The organism is Paenisporosarcina sp. FSL H8-0542 (assembly GCF_038632915.1).
Classification (GTDB): domain Bacteria; phylum Bacillota; class Bacilli; order Bacillales_A; family Planococcaceae; genus Paenisporosarcina.
Genome location: NZ_CP152050.1, coordinates 2,839,512 through 2,861,441 on the forward strand (window position 1 = coordinate 2,839,512; position 21,930 = coordinate 2,861,441).

22 protein-coding genes are annotated in these 21,930 nt (G+C 34.0%); 2 read left to right on the top strand and 20 right to left on the bottom strand.

Features of this window, described 5'->3' with window-relative positions; genetic code table 11:
* Positions 1 to 734 precede the first annotated feature (734 nt).
* Complete coding sequence (locus MHH33_RS14390; protein ID WP_342542124.1) at positions 735 to 1,709, bottom strand: SEC-C metal-binding domain-containing protein; 975 nt, start codon at positions 1,707 to 1,709, stop codon at positions 735 to 737.
* Between the two features lie 440 nt (positions 1,710 to 2,149).
* Between MHH33_RS14390 and MHH33_RS14395 the strand changes: the two genes are divergently transcribed.
* The gene (locus MHH33_RS14395) at positions 2,150 to 2,629 is read left to right on the top strand and encodes a sigma-70 family RNA polymerase sigma factor (RefSeq protein ID WP_342542125.1); all 480 of its coding nucleotides are present in this window, start codon (positions 2,150 to 2,152) and stop codon (positions 2,627 to 2,629) included.
* 224 nt (positions 2,630 to 2,853) lie between these two features.
* On the opposite strand, the gene MHH33_RS14400 is transcribed toward MHH33_RS14395, so the two are convergent.
* On the bottom strand, positions 2,854 to 3,414 hold the full coding sequence (locus tag MHH33_RS14400; RefSeq protein WP_342543781.1) for a competence protein ComK: 561 nt from the start codon (positions 3,412 to 3,414) through the stop codon (positions 2,854 to 2,856).
* Between the two features lie 178 nt (positions 3,415 to 3,592).
* On the opposite strand from MHH33_RS14400, the gene MHH33_RS14405 reads away from it, so the two are divergent.
* A complete protein-coding gene (locus MHH33_RS14405; RefSeq protein ID WP_342542126.1) occupies positions 3,593 to 4,273 on the top strand; it encodes a carbonate dehydratase in 681 nt (226 codons plus the stop codon).
* 215 nt (positions 4,274 to 4,488) lie between these two features.
* Here MHH33_RS14405 and MHH33_RS14410 read toward each other — a convergent pair whose 3' ends face one another.
* The 18 genes from MHH33_RS14410 to MHH33_RS14495 form a co-directional block, all read right to left on the bottom strand.
* Entirely contained in the window at positions 4,489 to 4,788 is a 300-nt protein-coding gene (locus tag MHH33_RS14410) for a hypothetical protein (protein ID WP_342542127.1), read from the bottom strand.
* Positions 4,789 to 4,804: 16 nt separating this feature from the next.
* Positions 4,805 to 4,984 (bottom strand): polymorphic toxin type 50 domain-containing protein, encoded by a 180-nt coding sequence (locus MHH33_RS14415; protein WP_342542128.1) that lies wholly within the window; start codon positions 4,982 to 4,984, stop codon positions 4,805 to 4,807.
* The gene (locus MHH33_RS14420) at positions 4,935 to 5,438 is read right to left on the bottom strand and encodes a DUF2716 domain-containing protein (protein WP_342542129.1); all 504 of its coding nucleotides are present in this window, start codon (positions 5,436 to 5,438) and stop codon (positions 4,935 to 4,937) included. The genes MHH33_RS14415 and MHH33_RS14420 overlap by 50 nt, the downstream gene beginning before the upstream one ends.
* Before the next feature lie 139 nt (positions 5,439 to 5,577).
* Positions 5,578 to 5,709 (bottom strand): hypothetical protein, encoded by a 132-nt coding sequence (locus MHH33_RS14425; protein WP_342542130.1) that lies wholly within the window; start codon positions 5,707 to 5,709, stop codon positions 5,578 to 5,580.
* Positions 5,710 to 5,800: 91 nt separating this feature from the next.
* Positions 5,801 to 7,069, bottom strand: a complete 1,269-nt coding sequence (locus MHH33_RS14430; RefSeq protein ID WP_342542131.1) for a HAMP domain-containing sensor histidine kinase — start codon at positions 7,067 to 7,069, stop codon at positions 5,801 to 5,803.
* Between the two features lie 159 nt (positions 7,070 to 7,228).
* Complete coding sequence (gene galE, locus MHH33_RS14435) at positions 7,229 to 8,194, bottom strand: UDP-glucose 4-epimerase GalE (protein ID WP_342542132.1); 966 nt, start codon at positions 8,192 to 8,194, stop codon at positions 7,229 to 7,231.
* A 258-nt stretch (positions 8,195 to 8,452) separates the two neighbouring features.
* Complete coding sequence (locus tag MHH33_RS14440; protein ID WP_342542133.1) at positions 8,453 to 9,727, bottom strand: oligosaccharide flippase family protein; 1,275 nt, start codon at positions 9,725 to 9,727, stop codon at positions 8,453 to 8,455.
* A complete protein-coding gene (locus MHH33_RS14445) occupies positions 9,720 to 10,955 on the bottom strand; it encodes a hypothetical protein (protein ID WP_342542134.1) in 1,236 nt (411 codons plus the stop codon). The genes MHH33_RS14440 and MHH33_RS14445 overlap by 8 nt, the downstream gene beginning before the upstream one ends.
* Complete coding sequence (locus MHH33_RS14450) at positions 10,952 to 12,271, bottom strand: O-antigen polymerase (RefSeq protein WP_342542135.1); 1,320 nt, start codon at positions 12,269 to 12,271, stop codon at positions 10,952 to 10,954. The genes MHH33_RS14445 and MHH33_RS14450 overlap by 4 nt, the downstream gene beginning before the upstream one ends.
* Positions 12,272 to 12,318: 47 nt before the next feature.
* Positions 12,319 to 13,335, bottom strand: a complete 1,017-nt coding sequence (locus tag MHH33_RS14455) for a glycosyltransferase (protein WP_342542136.1) — start codon at positions 13,333 to 13,335, stop codon at positions 12,319 to 12,321.
* Positions 13,336 to 13,349: 14 nt separating this feature from the next.
* Entirely contained in the window at positions 13,350 to 14,507 is a 1,158-nt protein-coding gene (locus MHH33_RS14460; RefSeq protein WP_342542137.1) for a glycosyltransferase family 4 protein, read from the bottom strand.
* Between the two features lie 19 nt (positions 14,508 to 14,526).
* Positions 14,527 to 15,723, bottom strand: a complete 1,197-nt coding sequence (locus MHH33_RS14465; RefSeq protein WP_342542138.1) for an ATP-grasp domain-containing protein — start codon at positions 15,721 to 15,723, stop codon at positions 14,527 to 14,529.
* Between the two features lie 26 nt (positions 15,724 to 15,749).
* Complete coding sequence (locus MHH33_RS14470) at positions 15,750 to 16,265, bottom strand: GNAT family protein (protein WP_342542139.1); 516 nt, start codon at positions 16,263 to 16,265, stop codon at positions 15,750 to 15,752.
* Positions 16,266 to 16,267: 2 nt separating this feature from the next.
* Entirely contained in the window at positions 16,268 to 16,891 is a 624-nt protein-coding gene (locus tag MHH33_RS14475) for a sugar transferase (protein ID WP_342542140.1), read from the bottom strand.
* Between the two features lie 14 nt (positions 16,892 to 16,905).
* The gene (locus MHH33_RS14480; protein ID WP_342542141.1) at positions 16,906 to 18,123 is read right to left on the bottom strand and encodes a DegT/DnrJ/EryC1/StrS aminotransferase family protein; all 1,218 of its coding nucleotides are present in this window, start codon (positions 18,121 to 18,123) and stop codon (positions 16,906 to 16,908) included.
* 158 nt (positions 18,124 to 18,281) lie between these two features.
* Positions 18,282 to 19,157, bottom strand: coding sequence for a UTP--glucose-1-phosphate uridylyltransferase GalU (galU, locus tag MHH33_RS14485; protein WP_342542142.1), 876 nt, complete (start codon positions 19,155 to 19,157; stop codon positions 18,282 to 18,284).
* Between the two features lie 101 nt (positions 19,158 to 19,258).
* The gene (locus MHH33_RS14490) at positions 19,259 to 21,100 is read right to left on the bottom strand and encodes a nucleoside-diphosphate sugar epimerase/dehydratase (RefSeq protein ID WP_342542143.1); all 1,842 of its coding nucleotides are present in this window, start codon (positions 21,098 to 21,100) and stop codon (positions 19,259 to 19,261) included.
* A gap of 28 nt (positions 21,101 to 21,128) precedes the next feature.
* Positions 21,129 to 21,899: a CpsB/CapC family capsule biosynthesis tyrosine phosphatase gene (locus MHH33_RS14495; protein ID WP_342542144.1), complete on the bottom strand. Its 771-nt coding sequence runs from the start codon at positions 21,897 to 21,899 to the stop codon at positions 21,129 to 21,131.
* Positions 21,900 to 21,930 lie beyond the last annotated feature (31 nt).

Consider the following 21,930-nt stretch of genomic DNA (forward strand, 5'->3'; position numbering starts at 1 on the left):
TTGGAAGAAGGAGATTCTAGCTGAATTTATGCAATGAATAATATATGCAAGCGTTTGCAATACATGTAAAATTTTACTTTAAATCTAAATAAACGGCAACTTATAGTTAGAAGATTCAGAATAATATTTTGAGTTTAGTGAGCTAAATAAAGTGGCTGGCAATGGCTATTTGAACAAATACCCCATTTAAGAAAAAGATGTCCTTCTCCTCCTTGACTTCAGTCACTGAGAAAAAGGACACCTTTTTATCGTTTATTCATTAAATATAAATCGTTCCGAAATAGTAGTTTCAATTATCGATTCATCGAGCTAAAATTTGGTGAATGCAAACAGTTCTTCAGTTTCCTCGAAATACGTTCAGGAACTCACTGTTTAACCCTACTGCTAGCCATCAATCCAATAGCTTTCTCGCTTTATTTAACTTATTACTGTGCATTTCAATCTTATTGATAATCTCGTTCCTAAGGATAGGACAGACAGCCCCATTTAACAACGCTTTCTGATAAAACAAACAACACCTGCGCCAAAACATTACCACGCGCATCATCCCCTAATCCCTTATACATTGTAAATATCATAGAATAAATTCAGGAAATATTATGTGGTTAAATAGAATCGTTTTATCAATATAAAGTTATGCCCTTTGGATTGGGAGATATGACTAAATAACCTACATGGACAATTTAAAGTTCTTCTCCCCACGGTTCGTCAAGTAGAATGTACTAGAGAGATGTTCAATCCTTATTGTTTGTCGAAGCTGCCTCCACAAGGAAATCACCTATTTGGTCTCTGTATTTTGCGACCGTTGCGGATGAAACATCAAAATAAGTAGCAAGATCTTTCATCGTTGAATAAACAGGCCCCACCAGCCCGAAGTCATATGCCACTTGAATAGCACCAGCAGCCACAGCTTCCGGTTTCTTTGCTTTGACGCCATGTTCCAACAAAAAGGCACTCAGCAGTTTTTCGACCATTTCTTTGTCGTGACTGTGCTGATCCATATATTGTGCAGCCATATGCATGATTCTACTTTGGAAAGGCGTGAAGGAAAACAGAGATTCGACGTGACCGAATGACGCGTATAAATCTAGATAGTCTACGTCTTTTGCTTTCATTTTTCCTACCAGTTGTTCAACTAAAGAAGATCGGCTTTTCGGAATGAACACAATACCACTGGTTCCGATTAGACCTCGCTCACCTTCTCGTGGATCCAGCAAGACAATGCCAAATAACCACTCACCAATGACGGAATTCAATCCTCCTCCTGGCAATGTATAGTCCTCTTTACTTAACGAGTCCCGCACAACCAATCGGTCTCCTTGTACACCCGTCACTTCGCCGAGGAGCAAGAAAGGATGTTTCCAATCCGTCAACACATCGATTACTTGTTGTCTGCGCTGCTTCGTGATTTGCTTCTCCACAAAGCTCGTCCATAATTCCGAATGCTCCAGATAATAGTAACTATCCATAGCGATGGCTTCGATTAATTCCGGTTCAAAAATCGAACGAAGCTCAGACATCCATTTCCGTACACGCACGTCCAGCTCACCATAAGTACGCGGACCGATCCCCTCGTTCGCAAAACCTTCCATAATGCGTTCTAGTTCACCATCTACCACATCTGATAGATTGACGACATTCGTCTTGCCACAACATTTCTTATATTTTAGCCCGCTTCCACAAGGACAGGCATCATTTCTTCCTACCATATTAGGTCACCCTTTTCTTACTCATTCTACTAGTAAGGGTAACATATGTGTTTGTTTAGATACAATTGAGGTAGAAGCATGGATAATACAGAATTTTATTGTTGTCTCGTTAATTAAAAACTCATCATCTTATTTCGTTTAACAGTACTATTGACTGAGTTTAATTCTTCGAGAGGTGTAACATCTTCTCTTTTCGTATTTTGTCACGTAAAGCCGAAATCTTTCAATTTACTGGATCAAAAAAAATAATTCGTGATTATCGACCAATGTGTTTCTTCCTGCACTTTTGTTACATCATTTAAGATTTTCACTCTAGCGTAAAGAATAAATTTGTATAAGGCAAACGTTCAAAACACTGATTGGAACGGATTTTATGAATGCCCTACAATGAGGCTACCTAGGAATAACCCTAATGTGCGCATTGGCAAGGCAGCTCAAAAATGGACAATTTTAATAAAGTGTTAAATCAGTTTGAACCAATGATTCATGCATGTTTACGCAAGCTCCGTATTTATAAAAATCATGATGCGTTCATACAAGCCGGGCGTATTGGGCTTTGGCAGGCGTGGAAACGCTATGACAAGACTAAAGGAGACTTTGCACCTTTTGCCTATAGATGTATTTATGGAAGTTTACTGGATGAATTGAAAAAAGCGACGACCGAAGAATTGCTTATGCCAGCAGAAGATCAAACGCTGGAGCTTTTATTGAACCAACCCGTTTTGGGATCGGAAAATTGGGAGCAATTGAGTGAGGCCGTGTCTCGTTTGCAGCCCCATGAGCAACAGCTTATTCATTTGTTATACATGATCGGGAGTTCACAGGACGAAGTGGCCAAGCATTTGGGGATTACGAAAGCTGGAGTCAAAAAAAGAAGAGAGCGTACTTTGGCTAAATTAAAACAACTGATGACAACATAAACCTGCTTTCAACATTCAACGAGGTTCTATTATAAACCTGTTACCCAACAATGTGGATGCAAGAGTTTTGAGTGGAGCATCAATCTTTAAATGGACATGCAAATGGTTGTAGCACAAGTTTGCTTCATCATAAAAGGAATAGGAGACAACTTTTATTTTTTAGCAAATTGGCAATCGGTAAACCATCTATGCATGTTGGATGTATTTATGAGTAAATTATGTGATTATTCGTCGGTGGGTGGTGAATCTCTTCGTATGTAAGGTTTCTTTTGTCGGTGGATAAAGCGATAAGTATCTAAGGTGAAGTGGAGTCTTTGCTGTTGTTTCAAAAGGATGTGTTTGGAAACATGGACGGTAATGGACATCCCATTTGGAAACGTCACCAGACATTTCCCCTTTTCAAACTCTTCTACGACGAAGGGGTGATTGAACAGCCAGACACAATCTTGACGTTGATAGGACATCGTCGGAAATGCACCGATTTCCGTCGGTTCGATGAGGATTGGCGTTTTATTGGGATATTTCATAAAAATCCTCGTCGCCTGCATCCGGCCTTCCATTGTAGAAGCATATCGAATACATGCATTATTCAGTAATTCATGAACAGTCATTTTAGAATAATATGTCCCGTGGGTTGTCACGATTTTTGATTTATACTTCCCTGTAAATACAGGCTCAAGCAATAAGGCTTGATTGTCGATTAAATTAGAATCACAGTTTCTCAGAATAAATTCTCCTTTGCGTCTCCTATAGTTAAATTCTACTAAATTATCAGATAATTGTATAGTGTAAATTGACTGAATTATTAATTTTAATAAGATTGTTTTATATTCTGAGGTCTTTTTTCTTAGATAAGTACCTTTGCATTTCCCGTTGAAAAGTACCACCCATTCGAAAATTAATTCTATTTCATTTTATTTCACATAAAATAACTAAAAAGCAAACTGTGAAAGCGGTGATAAATTGAGTAAGAACAACGATTTCCAACCTTTTTCAAATGAGTCTTCTAATTGCTTCAAACCATTTATCAGTGCCAGTCCCATCACTTCATTTCATCCGGTTCCGCGTTACCCACATATTGATGACACCGCATTTATTAGCCCATTTTCCAGTGTGATCGGTGATGTTGTCATTCAAGATAACGTCTATATTGCTCCAAATGTTAGTATCCGTGCGGATGATGGAACACCTTTTCATATTGGGTCTAATGTTAATATTCAGGACGGCGTCATTTTACATGGTTTATTAAATAAACATTATTTGGTGGGAAATCACAGCTATTCGATTTTCATTGGAAATGAAGTGACAATTGCACATGGATCACTTGTACACGGGCCTTGTTTCATTGGAAATAACGTATTTGTTGGATTCAGGGCTATGGTTTATAATGCCATCGTCGAAGAAGGAGCCTTCCTATCTTACGATGCGATTGTAACCAATGGTGTAAGGATTCCACCAAATCGATTCGTACCACCTGGAGCGCATATTGATACGCAAGAAAAAGCAAATATGCTTTCACAAGTACCAAAGGACAGTGAAGAATTTGCAATGGAAGTTCAGCGTGTGAACCAAGAATTCCCATCTTCTTATCACCTACTGTTTGGCACAAATCGTTGTTCTTGCGGGCTTGCCTATACCCATTAAGTGACATTAGTTTGTTTATGGATTTTACGAAAAACCCTATAAATAGAAGAAGCGGTCGAACAATGTCGGCCGCTTCTTCCATTTTCAATAAAGTTGCCATCGTATGCCATGTATAGATTCCGTTACTTTTATCATATGTCACAACCTTATTTTGGAGGACGTGTATCACATCAATCCCCCTGTGATGTTTGTTCACAGGGGGATTGATGTTTTGTCTAGTTACCCTTCCAAATAAGCTCCCCATTTTCCAAGAAAATTTTATTTGGTGAATTTTTTCTTGATAGTTCTAGTAACTTGCCTTCTCTTATAACTTTATTGGAAAAATTTTGTTCAATATAGATTATTCTTAAGGTACAAGCAAAATATTCTTCATAGCCTTCTTCTGTTAATTCTAATCCATTATCAGTTTCATAAATTGTATCCAATTCTGCTTTAACTTTTAATTCGTTTTTCCACTCAACTAAAACTATTGTTCCATTTGGATACTTGTTTAATGCTGAAATTAAATCATCCATTTTCCACACCCACTTTCTATGGTCTTGCAGGTACAATATGGGCTCCGTTTTTCGAATAATGAATAATAACTTTGGTTGTATTAAAACTCTTTTTAGTAATTGGATCAACCCATTTTCCTATTACCAGCCCAATAACAAGGTTTAAATTATCCCTGACGTAATATCTTTTGAAACATTCTCGGTTGATGTTTTTCAAAACCTTTTATCAAGTCTTTTCCAAATATAGTGATGGTCTTTTCCCAAGGGTGTCCTAATAATCCCCATTCAAAATTCTTGTGAATAAAAAAGTAATAATCACCGTTTGGAAAAATAGGTACTGTCCATTCATCAAACTCACTTTTTGGAAACTCCAAACGGGGGTTTACCCAATAACCTGGATGCTGCCAATCTACCGCATACATATATTCATTCTTCTGTGTGAGTTCTTGAAAAACAAACAATGACTGATCCTCTAGGTCATAATAAAATTCATCATAAGTATCTGATTCTCCGGACCAATTTAAATACGGGGATACATCATATGTGATAAATGGATTTGGAACTTCAAAAGATGGGAAGTTTGATATGCTTGGTTCAAAATTAAATTCAACATATATCCTATCCCATACCTCTTTATATTCTAATGCGGATAATTCAATCCAATTTTCCATTTGAATAGCCACCTTTACGATGCTTTTATTGGGGTTACTATATCATTTTTTATTCAACTAACCTGCCTCGCTAGTTGAATAAGAAAAACGAGCTGCTTAACGCAGCCAATCATTTTCCCACAATAATAACCGGAAGTTGTCACTTAATTTTAACGGCTAATGATTCTTCATGTTGTTTCACCAGCTTGTAAAAAGAAGTCTTTTTTAATTCGCTTTTTTTCATGGCTGCTACAGTAAATGTCCCGGATTTCCATTCATTTATAGATTTCAATAAATTCCTCTGAAATTACTGAAGGTCTACCAAACTTAACACCTCATATTTACTACCCTATAACCCAAAGTGATAGAGCCTAGCAAAGTGACTATTTCACTTCGCTAGGCTCTTTTCTTACCGGTAATCTTGAGGTTGGTGTGCGTCTGTCACTTCCCATTGGAAAGCGAACAGTCACGGTTGTACCTTGGTTTATCGCACTCTGGAACCGGATCGTTCCTTTGTACTTTTCAACAATGTTAAAGCAGATCATAAGTCCGAGTCCGGTTCCTTTACTTTTTAATGAGTAAAATGGAGTACCCAAGGCTTGTACCTGTTCTTCTGACATGCCTACACCTTCATCAATTACTTTTATTTCAATTTCTTTGTCTTTTTGCAATGCCCTGATGACAACAAAATCTTCTTTAGTAGAAACTTCAACTGCATTTTTCACTAAGTTCATAAATAATTGTTTAAATTCAATGGTATTGGCATTTATGTATAGGTCTTCATCCACTTGCAAGTCAATCTTATTTTGATGGTAGAGACCATAGGACATAAGCAAACCTGTCACACTTTCCAAGGCATCCCGGACATTTACGGTTTCCATGTGTTGATGTTCATCCGGTTTTGCGATGGCCAAAAATTGGGATAAAACATGTTCCGCCGTCTTCAGCTCATCAATCATCAAAGATAAGTGCGCTTTCCCTTCCTTGCTGAAAGAGTTGTTCGTTTCATAAAACTGTAATAATCCCTTTACTACCGTTAGCGGATTTCTTATTTCATGTGCGACTGCAGCTGCTAATTGGCCGGTTGTTTTCAGCTTCTCTGATTGCTGCAATCTTTCATAATACATTTGCTGTTTTTTGATTCTTTGAGAAGTTAAATGAAAAATGAAATAGAGAATGACTTGTGTCCCCATGAAATTGTTAATATTCCCGAATACGTCCAGCTTGATATGCGCAAACTCATTTCCTTGGTCGAAGAAAATAATATAAATGAACGTCAACGTAATCAACAGGAAATTGATGACAAAAGAGAAATAAAACAGCTTTGAATCGAAAAACAAGATAGAAAAAGCCGGGATAAAACATAGCAAGGTAAAAGATGACCATGTATCAGGATATAAAAAGAAAAGCATATACAAATAAATAGACGCGAATGTAATAATGATCTTTCTAAAAAAATGGTTTTCATACTTCGGATAAATAAACAAACTCGCTGACAATAAAACGACTAATGCACCATGAAAAATGTATCCAGGGTCTGTTCCTCCCAATCTCGGATTGAAGAACAAAACTCCATTCACCATTAGTACAGTAGAAACAAATGCGGTGAGGTAATATAGTTTTTGGTTTCTATCTTGTTTAATATGCTTCACGGATACACACCTTTTGTTTTCTTCATTTCCTCAATTAGTATATTATACTCGTTTTCCGACTGTTTTGACTATATATTCTAGCAATAAATACCCATGGCGCATCTATTAAAAAAAAAGACAAAAAGAGAACTAGATATTTAAGCTAGTTCTCTTTTTGTTCTATTTAGAATGCCATTTCCAAGCACTCTCAATAATCTCTTCTAAATGATACTTTGGCTTCCAACCTAGTGCTTTGTTTATCTTTTCTGAAGAAGCCACTAATACAGACGGATCCCCAGCACGGCGATCAGCATATTCAATGAGAGCTGATTTGCCTGATACTTTCTCACAAACTTCAATAATTTCTTTTACGGAATACCCAGCACCATTTCCTAGGTTATAAACTTCATTAGATACATCACCACTGACTAATCCTTCATAAGCTAGTACATGGGCAGTGGCCAAATCAGTTACATGAATATAATCTCTAACGCATGTCCCATCTATTGTGTCATAATCACTACCATAAACAGAAATCTTATCTCTATGTCCTAGCAGATGTTGTAATACAATTGGAATTAGATGTGTTTCTGGATTATGACTTTCTCCTATGTCACCCAATTCATGTGCTCCAGCTGCATTAAAATATCTCAAAATTACATATTGCAAATCATGAGCATGAGCAACATCGGCCAAGATTTCTTCTACCATAAGCTTAGATCGGCCATAAGGATTAATAGGATTTGTAGCTGTCTCTTCAGTAATTAAATCTGTTTTGGGTATACCATAAGTGGCTGCTGTTGAGGAAAAGATAAATTTCCCCACACCATACTCAACCATCTTCTTTAATAAAGTAATTGTTGAACTCACATTATTAAGATAATACATTAATGGCTTTTCAACAGATTCCCCAACCAAGCTATTTGCTGCGAAATGAAAGACAGCGTTTATCTTGTGTTCAGTAAATACTAAATCAAGTACTTTTTCATCACCTAAGTCTCCGTTAATAAATGTTACCCTATCGTCCAATAAAAAAGGATAACCAGTAGATAAGTTATCCAAGACGACGACTTCGTATTTCCCAATGAGTTCCTTCACTGTATGGCTACCAATATAGCCAGCTCCACCGCATACTAAAATTGACATGTTATTCTCCTTTTACTTTGAACTCTATAGTTTATTTTACAATTATGTAGAGTCTGACTCTTCTCTTGTAGATACATAAACAAATCTATCCGACTTGCACTACTATCAAAGAAATACCGTGTTAATACACTTTCCACCTAGACCTATTATAGGAAAATGTTTGTTCATCGTGTGTGTTAGTCATTTTTATAAAATCCTTTAATTTATAGAAGCGGATTTGGTCACCAAATATATACTACAATGGTTGTTTAAAGAAAATTAGGATCGACCTACTGATTTTTGCTTACTTAAATTATTCATTATCATGATCCATACTAAATATGTTATTAATAATATTGAACCATATATTGTTAAATAGTTTTCAATACTAAGTTTAAAAATTAAAGCAAAATAAAAAATAGAAATTGTTTCAATAAGTAAAATTGATTGAAGAACTAATTCTATTTTTTGCTTCCCTCCTACAATAAAGCTTAGTGATAAACTCGAAGCTACAATTCTAACCGCAAACATGGGTGACAATATTTGAACTATTACACCTGCTCTTCCCCAACCAACACCAAAGGCAAACTCGAAAAATCTTTCTGCAAAAATCATAAGTAATAAAAATAGGGGTACAGAAAGAATAGTAAGACCTAACGCTGTTTTTTTAAAAACATCATGAAAGTTACCATTTAATTGTAATTCCTCACTAGCTTTGGAAAAGAAAACTCTACCCACATTCATACTAATAAGCGTGAGTGGTAGAACTAACATACTATATGCAATTGAATAGTATCCTGCATCCTTAAGACTATATAAACTATTAATAAAAAGAGTCATTAATGAAAAAGACAAACTATTCATTAATATCGCAGGTGAAGAATATAATGGTTGTTTTTTATATTTTTTAACAAGCTTAGTAATTCCAATAGTTTTTGTACGCATATATAATTCATGGAACTTCGGCATAAATTTAGCTTGCTTTTTAAGACCCACAAGGGAAGATAATAATAATGAGATAAGTAAACCTAATATTCCAAATTTCACAATTCCTAAACTTACTTGAGTTATAGCCTTATATAAAGCTTGAGTTACATAAACTGAAGCCATTAAGTTATAATTCTTATGTCTATTATGATAATTTGCTAATATATTTATGAAAGAATTCACGAGCAAAATTGGTAGAGAAAGATATATTAGATTATCTATTCCATTGAAAACAGTGCTATTAACTTGCATAAATATAAACAAACAAAATCCAATTATTATCAAAAAAAGTATTCCAAATAAAAAGCTAACGACTATTAATGATTCGGATTCTTCATCGCTATCAGATAATACGATTGCCATATCATATCTTCCATTAATTACAGGTGTAAAAATACTTACTATAGTAAGAACTGAAAAATATGCACCTAATTGTTCCGGCGCATATAATCTTGTAATAATTGGTGTTGTTATAACATTAATCATTTGTGCAAGTAATGTTCCAGAACTGAGTATAACCATATTTTTAATATATCTATTTTTTAATAGTGATTTTATATTATTCACTCCATTTATACTCGTTTGGAGAAGTTGGATTTTTAATTAATTTAATAATTTCTTGAGCTATTCGATCAGGAGCAAAAAAAGGTGAAGGAACAAATTGTAACTTACTGCATTTTATTTCTCTAATAGCTTTATTTATACTATCTACATTATTTTCACATAAAAAGTATCTATTAAATTGCTGGAAATATTCCCTCAGTTCATTTTTATATTCACCATCTAATATTATTAGTATGGGTTTTTCTGTTCCAGCATAATGATAAACTTTGCCCGGAATTTGTGTGCTATTTTTATTACAAAGGCAAATTAATAAATCACATTCTTTTTCGAATATATTCACCTGTTCTAAATTTACTCTAGGATTAATTTGAATATTTTTTAATTTTTTTATTTCTAAATTACTATTTCCACATATTAGTAAATTGTCTCCTAGAATTGAAACAGCTTCATATAGAGGTGAAATATTTCGATCTTTAGAAAAATAATCGCCGAAATAACCTAATTTAAAAATCTTTATACTTTTATTTTCTATTTCTTTCTCTTCGATCTTATTTTTATTATTTTTCAAATAAGGAATAGGTAAAAAAGAAAACTTCTCCTTAATTAAAGGGAACATTTGTTTTTGTTTTTCCAAAGTGAAAGGAGAAACATAAATAATTTTATCTGCTTTTTTTAGTATTCGATATTCTTCTTTTTTGATTAATCTACGAGGAATTAAAGATTTATTATTAATATCAATTGTAAAAGGATCTCCCCAATATTGAAGCCACATTTTAGATATTTGAGGAGTTCGTTGAATTAACTTCTCAGCTATTAAGTGTGAAGATTTAGGATCTGATGATGAAATAATCAAATCAAAGGTTTCATTTATAGTAAGGTTATTAATTTCAGATGTTAGTTTTTTTCTAGGATCATATATAGAAACAGCATTATAAAGTCTATAAACATTTTTCTTTATGTTTTTTTTAAATCTTGATTTGAAGTTATTTTTTTCATTTTCTTTCTTACTAATGAATTTGGCATGGGTACTACTAATTTCTAAATAATATCGTTTTATTATATTTAACTTATTAATGGATTTATCGTAGTATAAATCGTTTTCATCTGGTCTCGCTGCTAAAATTGAAACTTGATAACCAAGATTTATTAACCCGTAAATTAAAGCAACATTTCGAATATTTGCAGATGAACTATATTCGATCGGAGTACTTACAATGTATAAAATTTTCATATTATCCCATTCCCTTTATTCTTTAACTTTTGATTACTTGTAAAAATAATAGAAATTGAAAGAATTATAAGTATAAAATTCCCTTTAATTATTGGTTCAAGATCTGCAGTTGACACTATTATAAATGTATTTATTACTAACGCTGAGCTTACAAGGTTTTTTGTAATGCCATTTGGTAATTTATTTAAGGATTTATCAATAATTCCGAATATAAATCCTAATATACTAGTAATCAATATTACTCCTATTGTCTTAAACTGGATAAATCCAAAAGTAATAAAGTCATTAGGAATCCCCCCTAATATGTGCCAATTCTCACCTATAAAGTATAAGGATGTATTTTCATATGATTTAGAAAAATCTAGTCCTGGTAACAGACCAATAAATGAAGTAACAAAATCAATGCCATTTCTTAAGCCAAAAATATTCACCATTTCGGTCAAATTCAATATATTTCTAAATGGATGTATAAATTGATAGAGATAAGCTGAGTAATCAATTGTTGTCAATTCAAGTTGATGAGTAGAAAAAAATAAAAACACTTGATCCATAATATCAAGTAAAGGTAGAGATACTACACCTAAAACTATGATTAATGTCCATGACTTACGAATATACTTTTTAATATAAATAAAAGCAAAGCATAACAAAAAAGCGATTAAATGTGTCCTCCCAGCATTAAATAAAAAGAAAATAATGGCTAAAAGAAAAGATATAGAAAAGAATAATAAATATGATGATTTTCTTTTTTCTATTAACAGTAATAAATATAGAAACGGTGTAACTGTAATTAATCTTGCTGGGATAACCAGTAAAGGATACTTAGTAAATTCCTCTAAAGATACTGCAAATGATCGGTTTATTTCTGCAATTTTTAAAGCACTTGTTATCCCACCCATAGATATTAAAAGAAATAAAAAAGCTCCTCCCCCTACTATTAATGTTAATCTAGCAAAAAAAGAATAGATTTTTATTGCCTTCTTTTGATTGTATTCCCTGACAATATTAATTGGATAAATACTAAAATTCCTCTTATATGAAATGTTGTAAAACATTGTAAAAATAAAAAAACATAAAAGAGTTAAAAATAAAGATAAAATATACGACTGAGAATCTTTTTGGACTATAAATGTGTAAATATTGCTATATTTTAAACTCATAGATTCAATATTCGATATCAAAATAATGGGTATAATTATATAATAAATCAACATTGCAAAAACAAAGCCACTATATGTTCCAACCATTTCCAACCTTTTATTATTTCTATATATAGAAAACAGAAATAAAACCCCGAAAAGTATATATATAATCAAAAAACTGGCTATTATTTCCACCCGCTTCATTTATTTCTTTAATATTGTTATCTAACTAGAACTTTTTGTAATGCAGGGTATACATATCTTGTGATTAAATATAAAGATAATTTCTGTTGATATTTCATTAAGTAAAAATATACATATTTATATTTATTTAAATCTTTTGGGTTTATATATCTAATACCATTTTTAAAATCATCATTAGTTAGAATTTCTGATATTAAGTGTATTTTATGCTTTAATTCCCCATTATTTTTAGAATTTCCAACTTCTAATATCCTCCAAAATGCTATAGAGACATTTCTTTTATACACTTGATTCTCCAAATTTGGTTTGTTAGTATATAAGTTTTGAATTGCTTCATTTGCAGAAGTAAACTTATTTTCCATTAAATTAATCATCTTTGTTACAGATTGTTCATTATTCCTATAAATATAAATATGTTCATTTTTGACTTTTACAATTTTACATTTTTGAAGATAAGCTAAATTGAAAATTCCATCTTCATTATATTTGACTCCACTGACAAATCTAATATTGAAATCTCTAATAATACTTGTTTTATACAAACAAGACCATACACTCCCAAATAATATACCGGACATAGTTCCATCATCAATTAATTTATCACTTAAAGAATTAACAGAATAAATTCCCTCTGTTATTCTTGCTATCTTTTTAACCCTGATCCCTGAATAATCATACTCAAAATTACAAACAACTAAATCTGTTTGATTCATTTTGATTTCTTCATACATTATTTCTATTGCTTGATTTTTCAACATATCATCTGAATCCACAAATGTTATGTATTCACCCTTGCTCTCTTTAATTCCTAAATTCCTAGTATCCGATACACCACTGTTTTTTTTTGATAACAACTTAACTCTATTATCACTTTCAACAAACATTTGACAGATTTCAAGAGAACAATCATTTGAACCATCATTAACAAGTATTAACTCTATATTTGAGTAAGATTGATTTAATATGCTTTCAATGCAGTCAAATAAATATTTTTCTGAATTGTAAACTGGAACAACAATAGAAATCAAATCCAATATATTTCACCTACTTATTCCAATTCTTTTCTGTATATTCTTTGCATTTCTAATTTAATTTTTTCAATATCAAAATCTTTAATATCAACTAAATTATTTTCACTCATTTTTTTTCTTACTAAGTCATTAGTTGCAAGCGAGCTAATTGCATTCGCAAATCCTTCTGTATCTCCTGGATTTGCTAGTAATCCATTTCTATTTTCTTTTAATAAATCTGTATTACCCCTGATTTTTGATGCTATACAAGGCAGTCCTGCTGCCATTGCTTCCATTAATGAGCGGGGGAGACCTTCTTGATAAGTTGTAAATAAAAAGATATCTGCTATATTAAGAAGTTCTTTAATATCATTTCGGTAACCTAAGAAATGAATTTGTCTCTCTATTTCTAATTCCTTCGATAAATCCTCTAAATTTTTCAATTCTGGCCCACTGCCACAAATCAATAAATGCAAATTAGGATTAGTAGCTTTAGCTATAGCTTTAATAGAAGTACTATAGTCTTTCCTAGCAATCAAATCACCCATTGAAATGAGCACAATATCATTTGGTTGTAACCCTAATGATTCTCGAATTGGCATTTTATCTATCTCTTCAAGTATGTATTCTTTTGTATTAACTCCTACACCAGGAACATAGTAAACAGTACCTTTATTTCGTAATTTGAATTTTTTTGCCGCTTGATAATCCTCTTGATTTATAGTGATTATTGCATCTGTATAACGAGCCATCCACATTTCAGCCCATTTTAGAATAGTTCTATTAAATAGTGGAGCACCCTCATAAAAATGAAAACCATGTGCGGTATAGATTACTGTTGGTACTTTTGCTAATTTCCCACAAAGACGCCCCATCATGCCGCCTATTGGAGTATTGCAGTGGATAACCTGGATTTCTTCCCTTTTCAAAAGTTCCATTAAATTTTTTAACGCTTTATAGTTGCTTTTAAAGTCGATTAAACTTCTATAAGTACTTGAGTTGTAAAACTTTATATCGTAGTCACATTCAAGATCTTCTGCATTTGTTCTGTTTACACCCATAAACACTTCATAATCCATGTTCATCGCCGCTTCAACACTTGGTAAATTCACATTTGATAACTTAACTTTTTCTCTACTGTTCTGTTGATCAATCGTAGGTTTTGTACTGTTAGAAATAAAAAGGTACTTTTTCATTACGAGCTTCCCATCCCTATTAATATTCTAATTCAATAATAATTTTTTCAATTGCTTCTTCACAAGTCTTGATTGCATTCAGCGTATCATTAGAATGAGCTACCACATATCCAACTCTATCAAGACTACTATTTATTTCCTGTATAGTATCTCCTATAGTTTTGTTTATATATATTTCTTTAACACCATTCATTATCATGGCTTCTTGTTGACCAGAAATGGTTCTAATTTTACCTTTTGGTGTATTAAGATATCGTATCGCTGAACCCATAGAAATACTTTTATCAAAAGCAGGATTTTTACCTAAGGCAATCTGAATGCAGGCTTCTACCATATCAATTCCAGTAGCAAGAGGAACCAAATGTGTTGTAATATTATCCCCACCCAACCGAGCTCCTAACTCAACAACTTTAGGGCCTTCTTTGGTTAAAATAATTTCAGTATGAGATGGTCCATTATTAATACCTACAGCTTTTATTGCAGCTAATGCAACCCTTTCTATTTGCAACTTATTTTCATGAGATACTTGTGAAGGTATAGAATGCCCCATTTCTACAAATTTTGGTGCTCCAGTTGTCATTTTGTCAGTTACCGCAATAATATGAGTTTTCCCATCAAAGCTTAATGTCTCTACACTCACTTCGGGCCCTTCCATATATTCCTCTAATATAATTTCACCGCTTCGAGAGTGCTTTTTACTATACTCAAAAGCATTATTTATGAATTTATCGTTAGTAATATCTTCAACTAACAATACCCCTCGACTCCCTGAATTATCTGCAGGCTTGACAATAAACTTACTAGTGAAGTTGTTAACAGCAAGATTAAATTCATCTAGAGTAATCACCTTGAAAAATATCGGTACAGGAACATTACGCTGTTTCAAAACTGCCCTCATTGAAGCTTTATTAGTTACATTAATAGCTGTTTCATTAGTAATTCCAACTATGTTTAACTCTTCTGAAACTGCTGCCACAGTTCTCATTGGCATATCACTTGCAATGGTTAGTATCCCATCGATCTCATACTTTTTAGCTGCTTCAACAACTTTAGGGATGTCAATAGTACTTATTTCAAGACTTATATCTGCATGTTTAAATCCAATTGCATTTATGTCCATATCCACTGCAATTACTTTTATACCCATTTCTTTTGCTTTTAATATAGCGGGAAGTTGTAATAAACTTGCACCCAAAATCATAAGTTTTTTTTTCATTTTATTGATAACTCCTTTAGAAGAGATTACATACTATTTATTCTCCCCATTACCAAGACATTATGATATTCACCATCTTTATACCAATGTTCTTTTAGCATGCCTTCTAATTCATACCCACATTTTTCAAGCATATTTCTAGAAGCTGAATTGTATTCGAAAAGATAACCATAAACCCTACGAACATTTAATACTTCAAAACAAAAATCAATAATAAGCGAAAATGCTTCTTGCCCTATTCCCTTTCCCTGAATATCTTTTTCACCAATATATATAAATGGGTAGGTTGTTCGATTTATAGAATCATATTCATTATTTCCCACTAATCCAATAATCTTATTACTTTCCCTAATTTGAATAGCAAATGTTTTATTATACTTATCCATTATTTTTGCTTTAAACCACTCTTCATGTTCATATGTAGATACTGGAAATTTAGCACCTGTAAACATTCTAATACTTGGATCATTAACCCATTTTAGTGTCAATTCAAAAGACTCTCTATCTAAGGGAATAAGCTGTACTCTTTTACCCAATATCATAATTATTCTTCTCCCTCACTTTTACCAGTGTATATATTTTTTTTTATAAATACATTCTGTCTAAATAACACGCTAAGAATTGTTTTAAAAATAATCTTCGTGTCTAATAAAAATGATAGATTGTCTACATAATATACGTCGTTATTAAACTTATCTCTAGATAAAACCGAATTCCGGTAATATGCTTGATTATATCCAGTAATACCAGGTCTAACTTTCAATTTTCGCGCTTCAAATGAACTATAAATACTCTTGGCTTCTGGCAAATCCGGTCTTGGCCCAACTATACTCATATCACCTTTTAGAATATTAAGAAGTTGAGGTGTTTCATCAAGACTTGTTTTTCGAATAAACTTCCCTATATTAGTTAATCTAGGATCATCTATTCCATTAAAAGTCGACCCATCTTCATTTCTGAGATCAGGAGCATTCATTTTCATTGATCGGAATTTATACATCTTAAATAACTTGCCATCTTTACCTAGTCGTGAAGCATTATAAAATATTGACCCTTTGTCTTGAAAGTAGATAATTGGTCCAACAACAGCTAATATAATAAACAAAAATGGAAGTACTGCTAATGCTAGAATTAAATCAAATACTCTTTTTAATAAATTCTTATACATTCTTTTTCCCCACTTCAGAGTTCTTTCATTAACTTCATTAAACTCTCAATTACATACTCAACATCCGCATCACTCAACAAAGTATGGAGCGGCAATGTAATCTCATTCTCATACATACCAAATGCATTCGGATAATCCTTAATATCGAACCCTAAATTCTTATAAGCTGTAAACATAGGTAATGGCTTATAATGAACGTTACACGCGATTCCAGCATCAGCCATCTTAACAATAATTTCATTTCTTTCAGATTCTCCAATTCCAGGAATCCTAGCTAAATAAAGATGTCCTGAAGAGGTAAAAACTTCACCATAATGTTGCAAACTCTGTATTCCTATAGGTAGTAAAGCTTTATCATACATCTCAATTATCTCTTTTCGTCTTCTCATTAATTCTTCATATCTCTTTAACTGAATCAAGCCAAATCCAGCCATAATATCGGTCATATTACATTTATACGCTGGATAGACAATATCGTATTCCCAAGCGCCTATTTGTGTTTTAGCCAAGGCATCTTTAGACTGGCCATGCAAACTATACAGCATAAATTGTTTATATAACCAATCATCATCTAAACCAAGACCACTTCCCCAAACAACAGCACCACCTTCGGCTGTTGTTAAGTTCTTAACAGCATGGAATGAATAGCATGTGAAATCTGATACTTGGCCACACTTCAATCCATTTCTTTCTGCTCCAAAAGCATGGGCTCCATCGGTCATTACTATTACTCTATTAAATAATTTTTGAATATCATTATTAGCTTTAAAGAGTTCTTTTTTACTCTCTACTATCTTGAAGATCGTATTGTAATCACACATTTTCCCCGCAATATCAACTGGTATTATTAATTTTGTTTTTTCTGTGATTGCATCTCCAAGTTTTGAATAATCCATCTCAAATGAATCTTTTGCTGTATCTACCAGAACTATCTTTGCTCCTACATGATCAATAATAGAAGCAGAAGCTGTGTAAGTATAAGCAGAAGTAATAACTTCATCTCCTGGGCCAATGCCTAAAATACGAAGAGTGAGTTCCATAGCAGCTGTTGCAGAGTTCAAACAGACTGCTGTATTTACACCAGTAAATTCAGCAATTTTCTTTTCAAATTCTTTAGTTCTAGGTCCAGTTGTTATCCATCCAGACTTCATTGCCTTAATTACTTCACCAATTTCTGCATCTGTGATATCCGGTGGAGAGAAGGGAATATTTCTGACTTTAGTTTTTATCATTATTATCTTCCTCTTAATATAAATATTTTTAGTTGCTTAGTACTTACTTGGAAATTACTCTATTAAATCCAATCAACTACGAAACTACTAAAGTTTCTTCTTTTAATAAGTACCCCGTTCAAATAAGAGAATTAATTAAATAAACGGGGAGCACTAGATTATCTCGCTACTTTAGATAAAATCCCCTCAAGATACTCAACCAACTCATCTCTCAATTCCTCATGTTGTAAAGCAAACTCAATAGTAGTCTTAACAAACCCTATCTTCTCACCAACATCATAACGCTTACCCTCAAAATCGAAAGCAAACACTCGCTGAATTTGATTAAGTTGCTCAATCGCATCCGTTAACTGAATTTCTCCACCCGCTCCTGCACCCTGTTTTTCAAGGAAAGCGAAGATTTCAGGTGTTAATATATAACGACCCATAATTGCAAGATTTGAAGGCGCAGTGCCCAATCGCGGTTTTTCTACAAAATTGTCAACTTTATAAAGTCTTCCGTCTCGTTCTTGCGGTGCAATAATCCCGTAACGATTCGTTTCACTATCAGGTACTTGTTGCACACCAATGACAGAAGCACCAGTTTCATCATATTGATTGATTAATTGTCGTAAACATGGTGTCTCAGCTTGTACTATGTCATCTCCCAATAGAACTGCAAAAGGTTCATCACCTATAAATTTTTTCGCACATAGTACAGCATGTCCCAGTCCAAGTGGTTCTTTTTGACGGATGAAATGAATCTCGACCTTAGAACTTTCTCTTACTTTTTCGAGTAATTCGAACTTTTCTTTTCGAATCAGGTTTTCTTCCAATTCAAAAGCATGATCGAAATGGTCTTCAATTGCTCTTTTTCCTTTTCCTGTCACAATAATGATGTCTTCGATGCCTGAAGCAATCGCTTCTTCAACAATATATTGAATGGTCGGTTTATCAACAATTGGCAGCATTTCTTTCGGCATCGCTTTCGTTGCTGGCAAGAAACGTGTTCCTAAACCTGCAGCAGGAATGATGGCTTTTCTGACTTTCTTCATATTATATATACCTCACAATAATCATATTATTTATCGGAAACCAGCTCTTGGTGAACTTTCCAATTAATAGTCAAAATAAAAGGGCGTATCTCACGCCCAAATCATCCGACTACATTCAACATTTGAAGGGTCTTAACCTCAACATTCCTCCGATTAGCAATCCCAACCAAAGTATCCTTCAACTCTGATCCTGCAAGTGTTGGAATCTTATCCAACAAGAAAAAAAGCTCCTGCTTCGTAATCGGCGTAGCCTTCCCAATATAAATCTTCGGAAACACAACATCGCTCTGACGTTCGCTTTCATTCATCAACTCTTCGAAAAGCTTCTCTCCAGGTCTAATTCCAGTCTCTTTAACTTCGATTTCACCATCGGAATAACCAGAAAGTCGAATCAAGTTCTTTGCTAGATCCACTATCTTAACTGGCTCGCCCATATCCAGTACGAATACTTCCCCACCATTGGCAAGAGTTCCAGCTTGAATCACAAGTCTCGATGCTTCTGGAATCGTCATGAAGTAACGAGTCATACGTGCGTCAGTTATAGTTACAGGACCACCTTTTGCAATTTGCTTCTTAAATAGAGGGACCACACTACCACGAGAACCCAAAACATTCCCAAATCGTACTGCTGCGAACTTTGTCTTACTATCTTTCGCAAGATTCTGAATAATCATTTCCGCAAAACGTTTTGTCGCACCCATCACGTTCGGTGGATTAACTGCCTTATCAGTTGAAACTAATACAAAGTTACTAATGCCGAACGTATCAGCCGCTTCTGCCACATTCTTCGTACCAAAGATATTGTTCTTTACAGCTTCCATTGGGTTATATTCCATTAAAGGCACATGCTTATGTGCCGCAGCATGGTATATCACATCTGGTCTATACTCATCTACAAGGTCGAAGATTCTCGCACGATCTTGCACGTCAGCAATGATTGGACGAATATCTGTCCCTGTTCCTGCAATTATTCGCATTTCCTGATCAATCAAATAAATCGAGTTTTCCCCATGCCCTAACAAAATCAATTGTTTTGGACTGAATCGCATAACTTGTCGGCAAATCTCTGATCCTATGGAACCGCCCGCTCCAGTAACCAAGATTGTTTTGCCAGTAATGTTCTCAGAGATCACTTTCATATCCAGCTGAACTTCTTCTCGTCCTAGTAAATCCTCGATTTTCACATCGCGTATTTCGTTGACTGAAACTTTACCGGTCATCAAGTCTTCAATACGTGGAATCTGCTGTGTTTTAGCGCCCGACGCCACACAAACTTGAAGAATATCAACCATTTCATGTTTTGATAATGATGGAATCGCGAGTACAATATTTTCTACATTATGTTTTTTTACTATTGCTGGAATGTCTTTTATGTATCCTAGTACTTTAATCCCGTAAATCTCCAAGTTTTGTTTGGTGTGTTTGTCGTCTACATAACCAACAGGAATTAGTTCCGCATCGTGACTGTGCATCAACTGCCGAGTAACCATTGTTCCGGCTGCACCCGCTCCGACTATTAACGTTCGTTTCCTTACATCGGTCTTTTCAAATCTGTATCTTGAGTCGGCATAAAGGCGCCAGGAAAATCTGGATCCTCCAATTAAAAACACATGCAGCATCCATGTTAGTGCCAAAACTCGCCAGTAGATGTTTTGTTGTAAAGCATATTGAATGACCATAACCGTTAGGATTGTATAAGTAACAGCACGCACAATGGATAAAACTTCTCCCACCGATGCGTACGTCCATACTTTTCGGTATAAGCCTAAACGCCAGGAAAAAAAGTGATGGGCAAGGAAAATGGTGAGCGAACTGACAACAAGCATATCGTTGTTAAATATGTCCAAATAAGGATGTAGGACGAAATAACATGCATAAATCGAGAAAAGTACGATGATTGAATCTAGAAGAATCAATAAATAGGTACGTTTATGAATAGTCATCGTCGCTACCTCCTTTTGAATGAGTTGATTAAACAAGACCGAACAGCTTCTTTCGTTGTTGAATTCGTTCTGGCGCTAATTTCCGCATCGAACGTCCAAGCAGTACATCTTCTGCTTGAAGATTTACCAGATTCACCATATCTGAGCCAAGTTTTTTATCGAGCTTGTTCATCGCTTGTTTCCAGACACATGCACGATTTGTGATGTTATGAGCATCGGTTGCTACAAAGTGGGCGAGTTGGTGTTCAAGCATATTCAAACTCAATTTCTGTGTTTTCTTACCGAACATACCAGCTACGCTTGCTGCCGTCACTTGAGATAAAGCACCATTTTTAATCAAGCGGTATAGCTTGTCCGAGTTTTCGGCAATTTCCGCATTTCGTTCAGGATGAGCGATGATTGGTGTGTAGCCATTAACGAGCAAGTCATAGAATAATTGCTCCGTATATTTAGGTATATTAGATGAAGGAAATTCAACCAATACATACTCTGAATCATTTAAAGTAAGCAATTCTTCTCCTCGGTTGAAGATGTCGACCATTTCACCAAATAAGCGAATTTCCTGGCCAGCGTATAGATCCAGCTGGATGTTCTGTCTATTTAATTCGGCTTTCACTTCTTGAACTTTAGAAAGAACGTCTTTTTTGTCATTTGTAAAGCTGGGGTGTCTATGATGCGGAGTCGCTATTATCGATGTAATGCCTTCCACAACCGCTTGCTTCGCCATTTCGACACTGTCTGATAAGTTTTTCGACCCATCATCCAGACCCCATAGAATATGTGAATGAATATCAATCATCTAAATCCCCACTTTTCCCTTTTTATTAGTC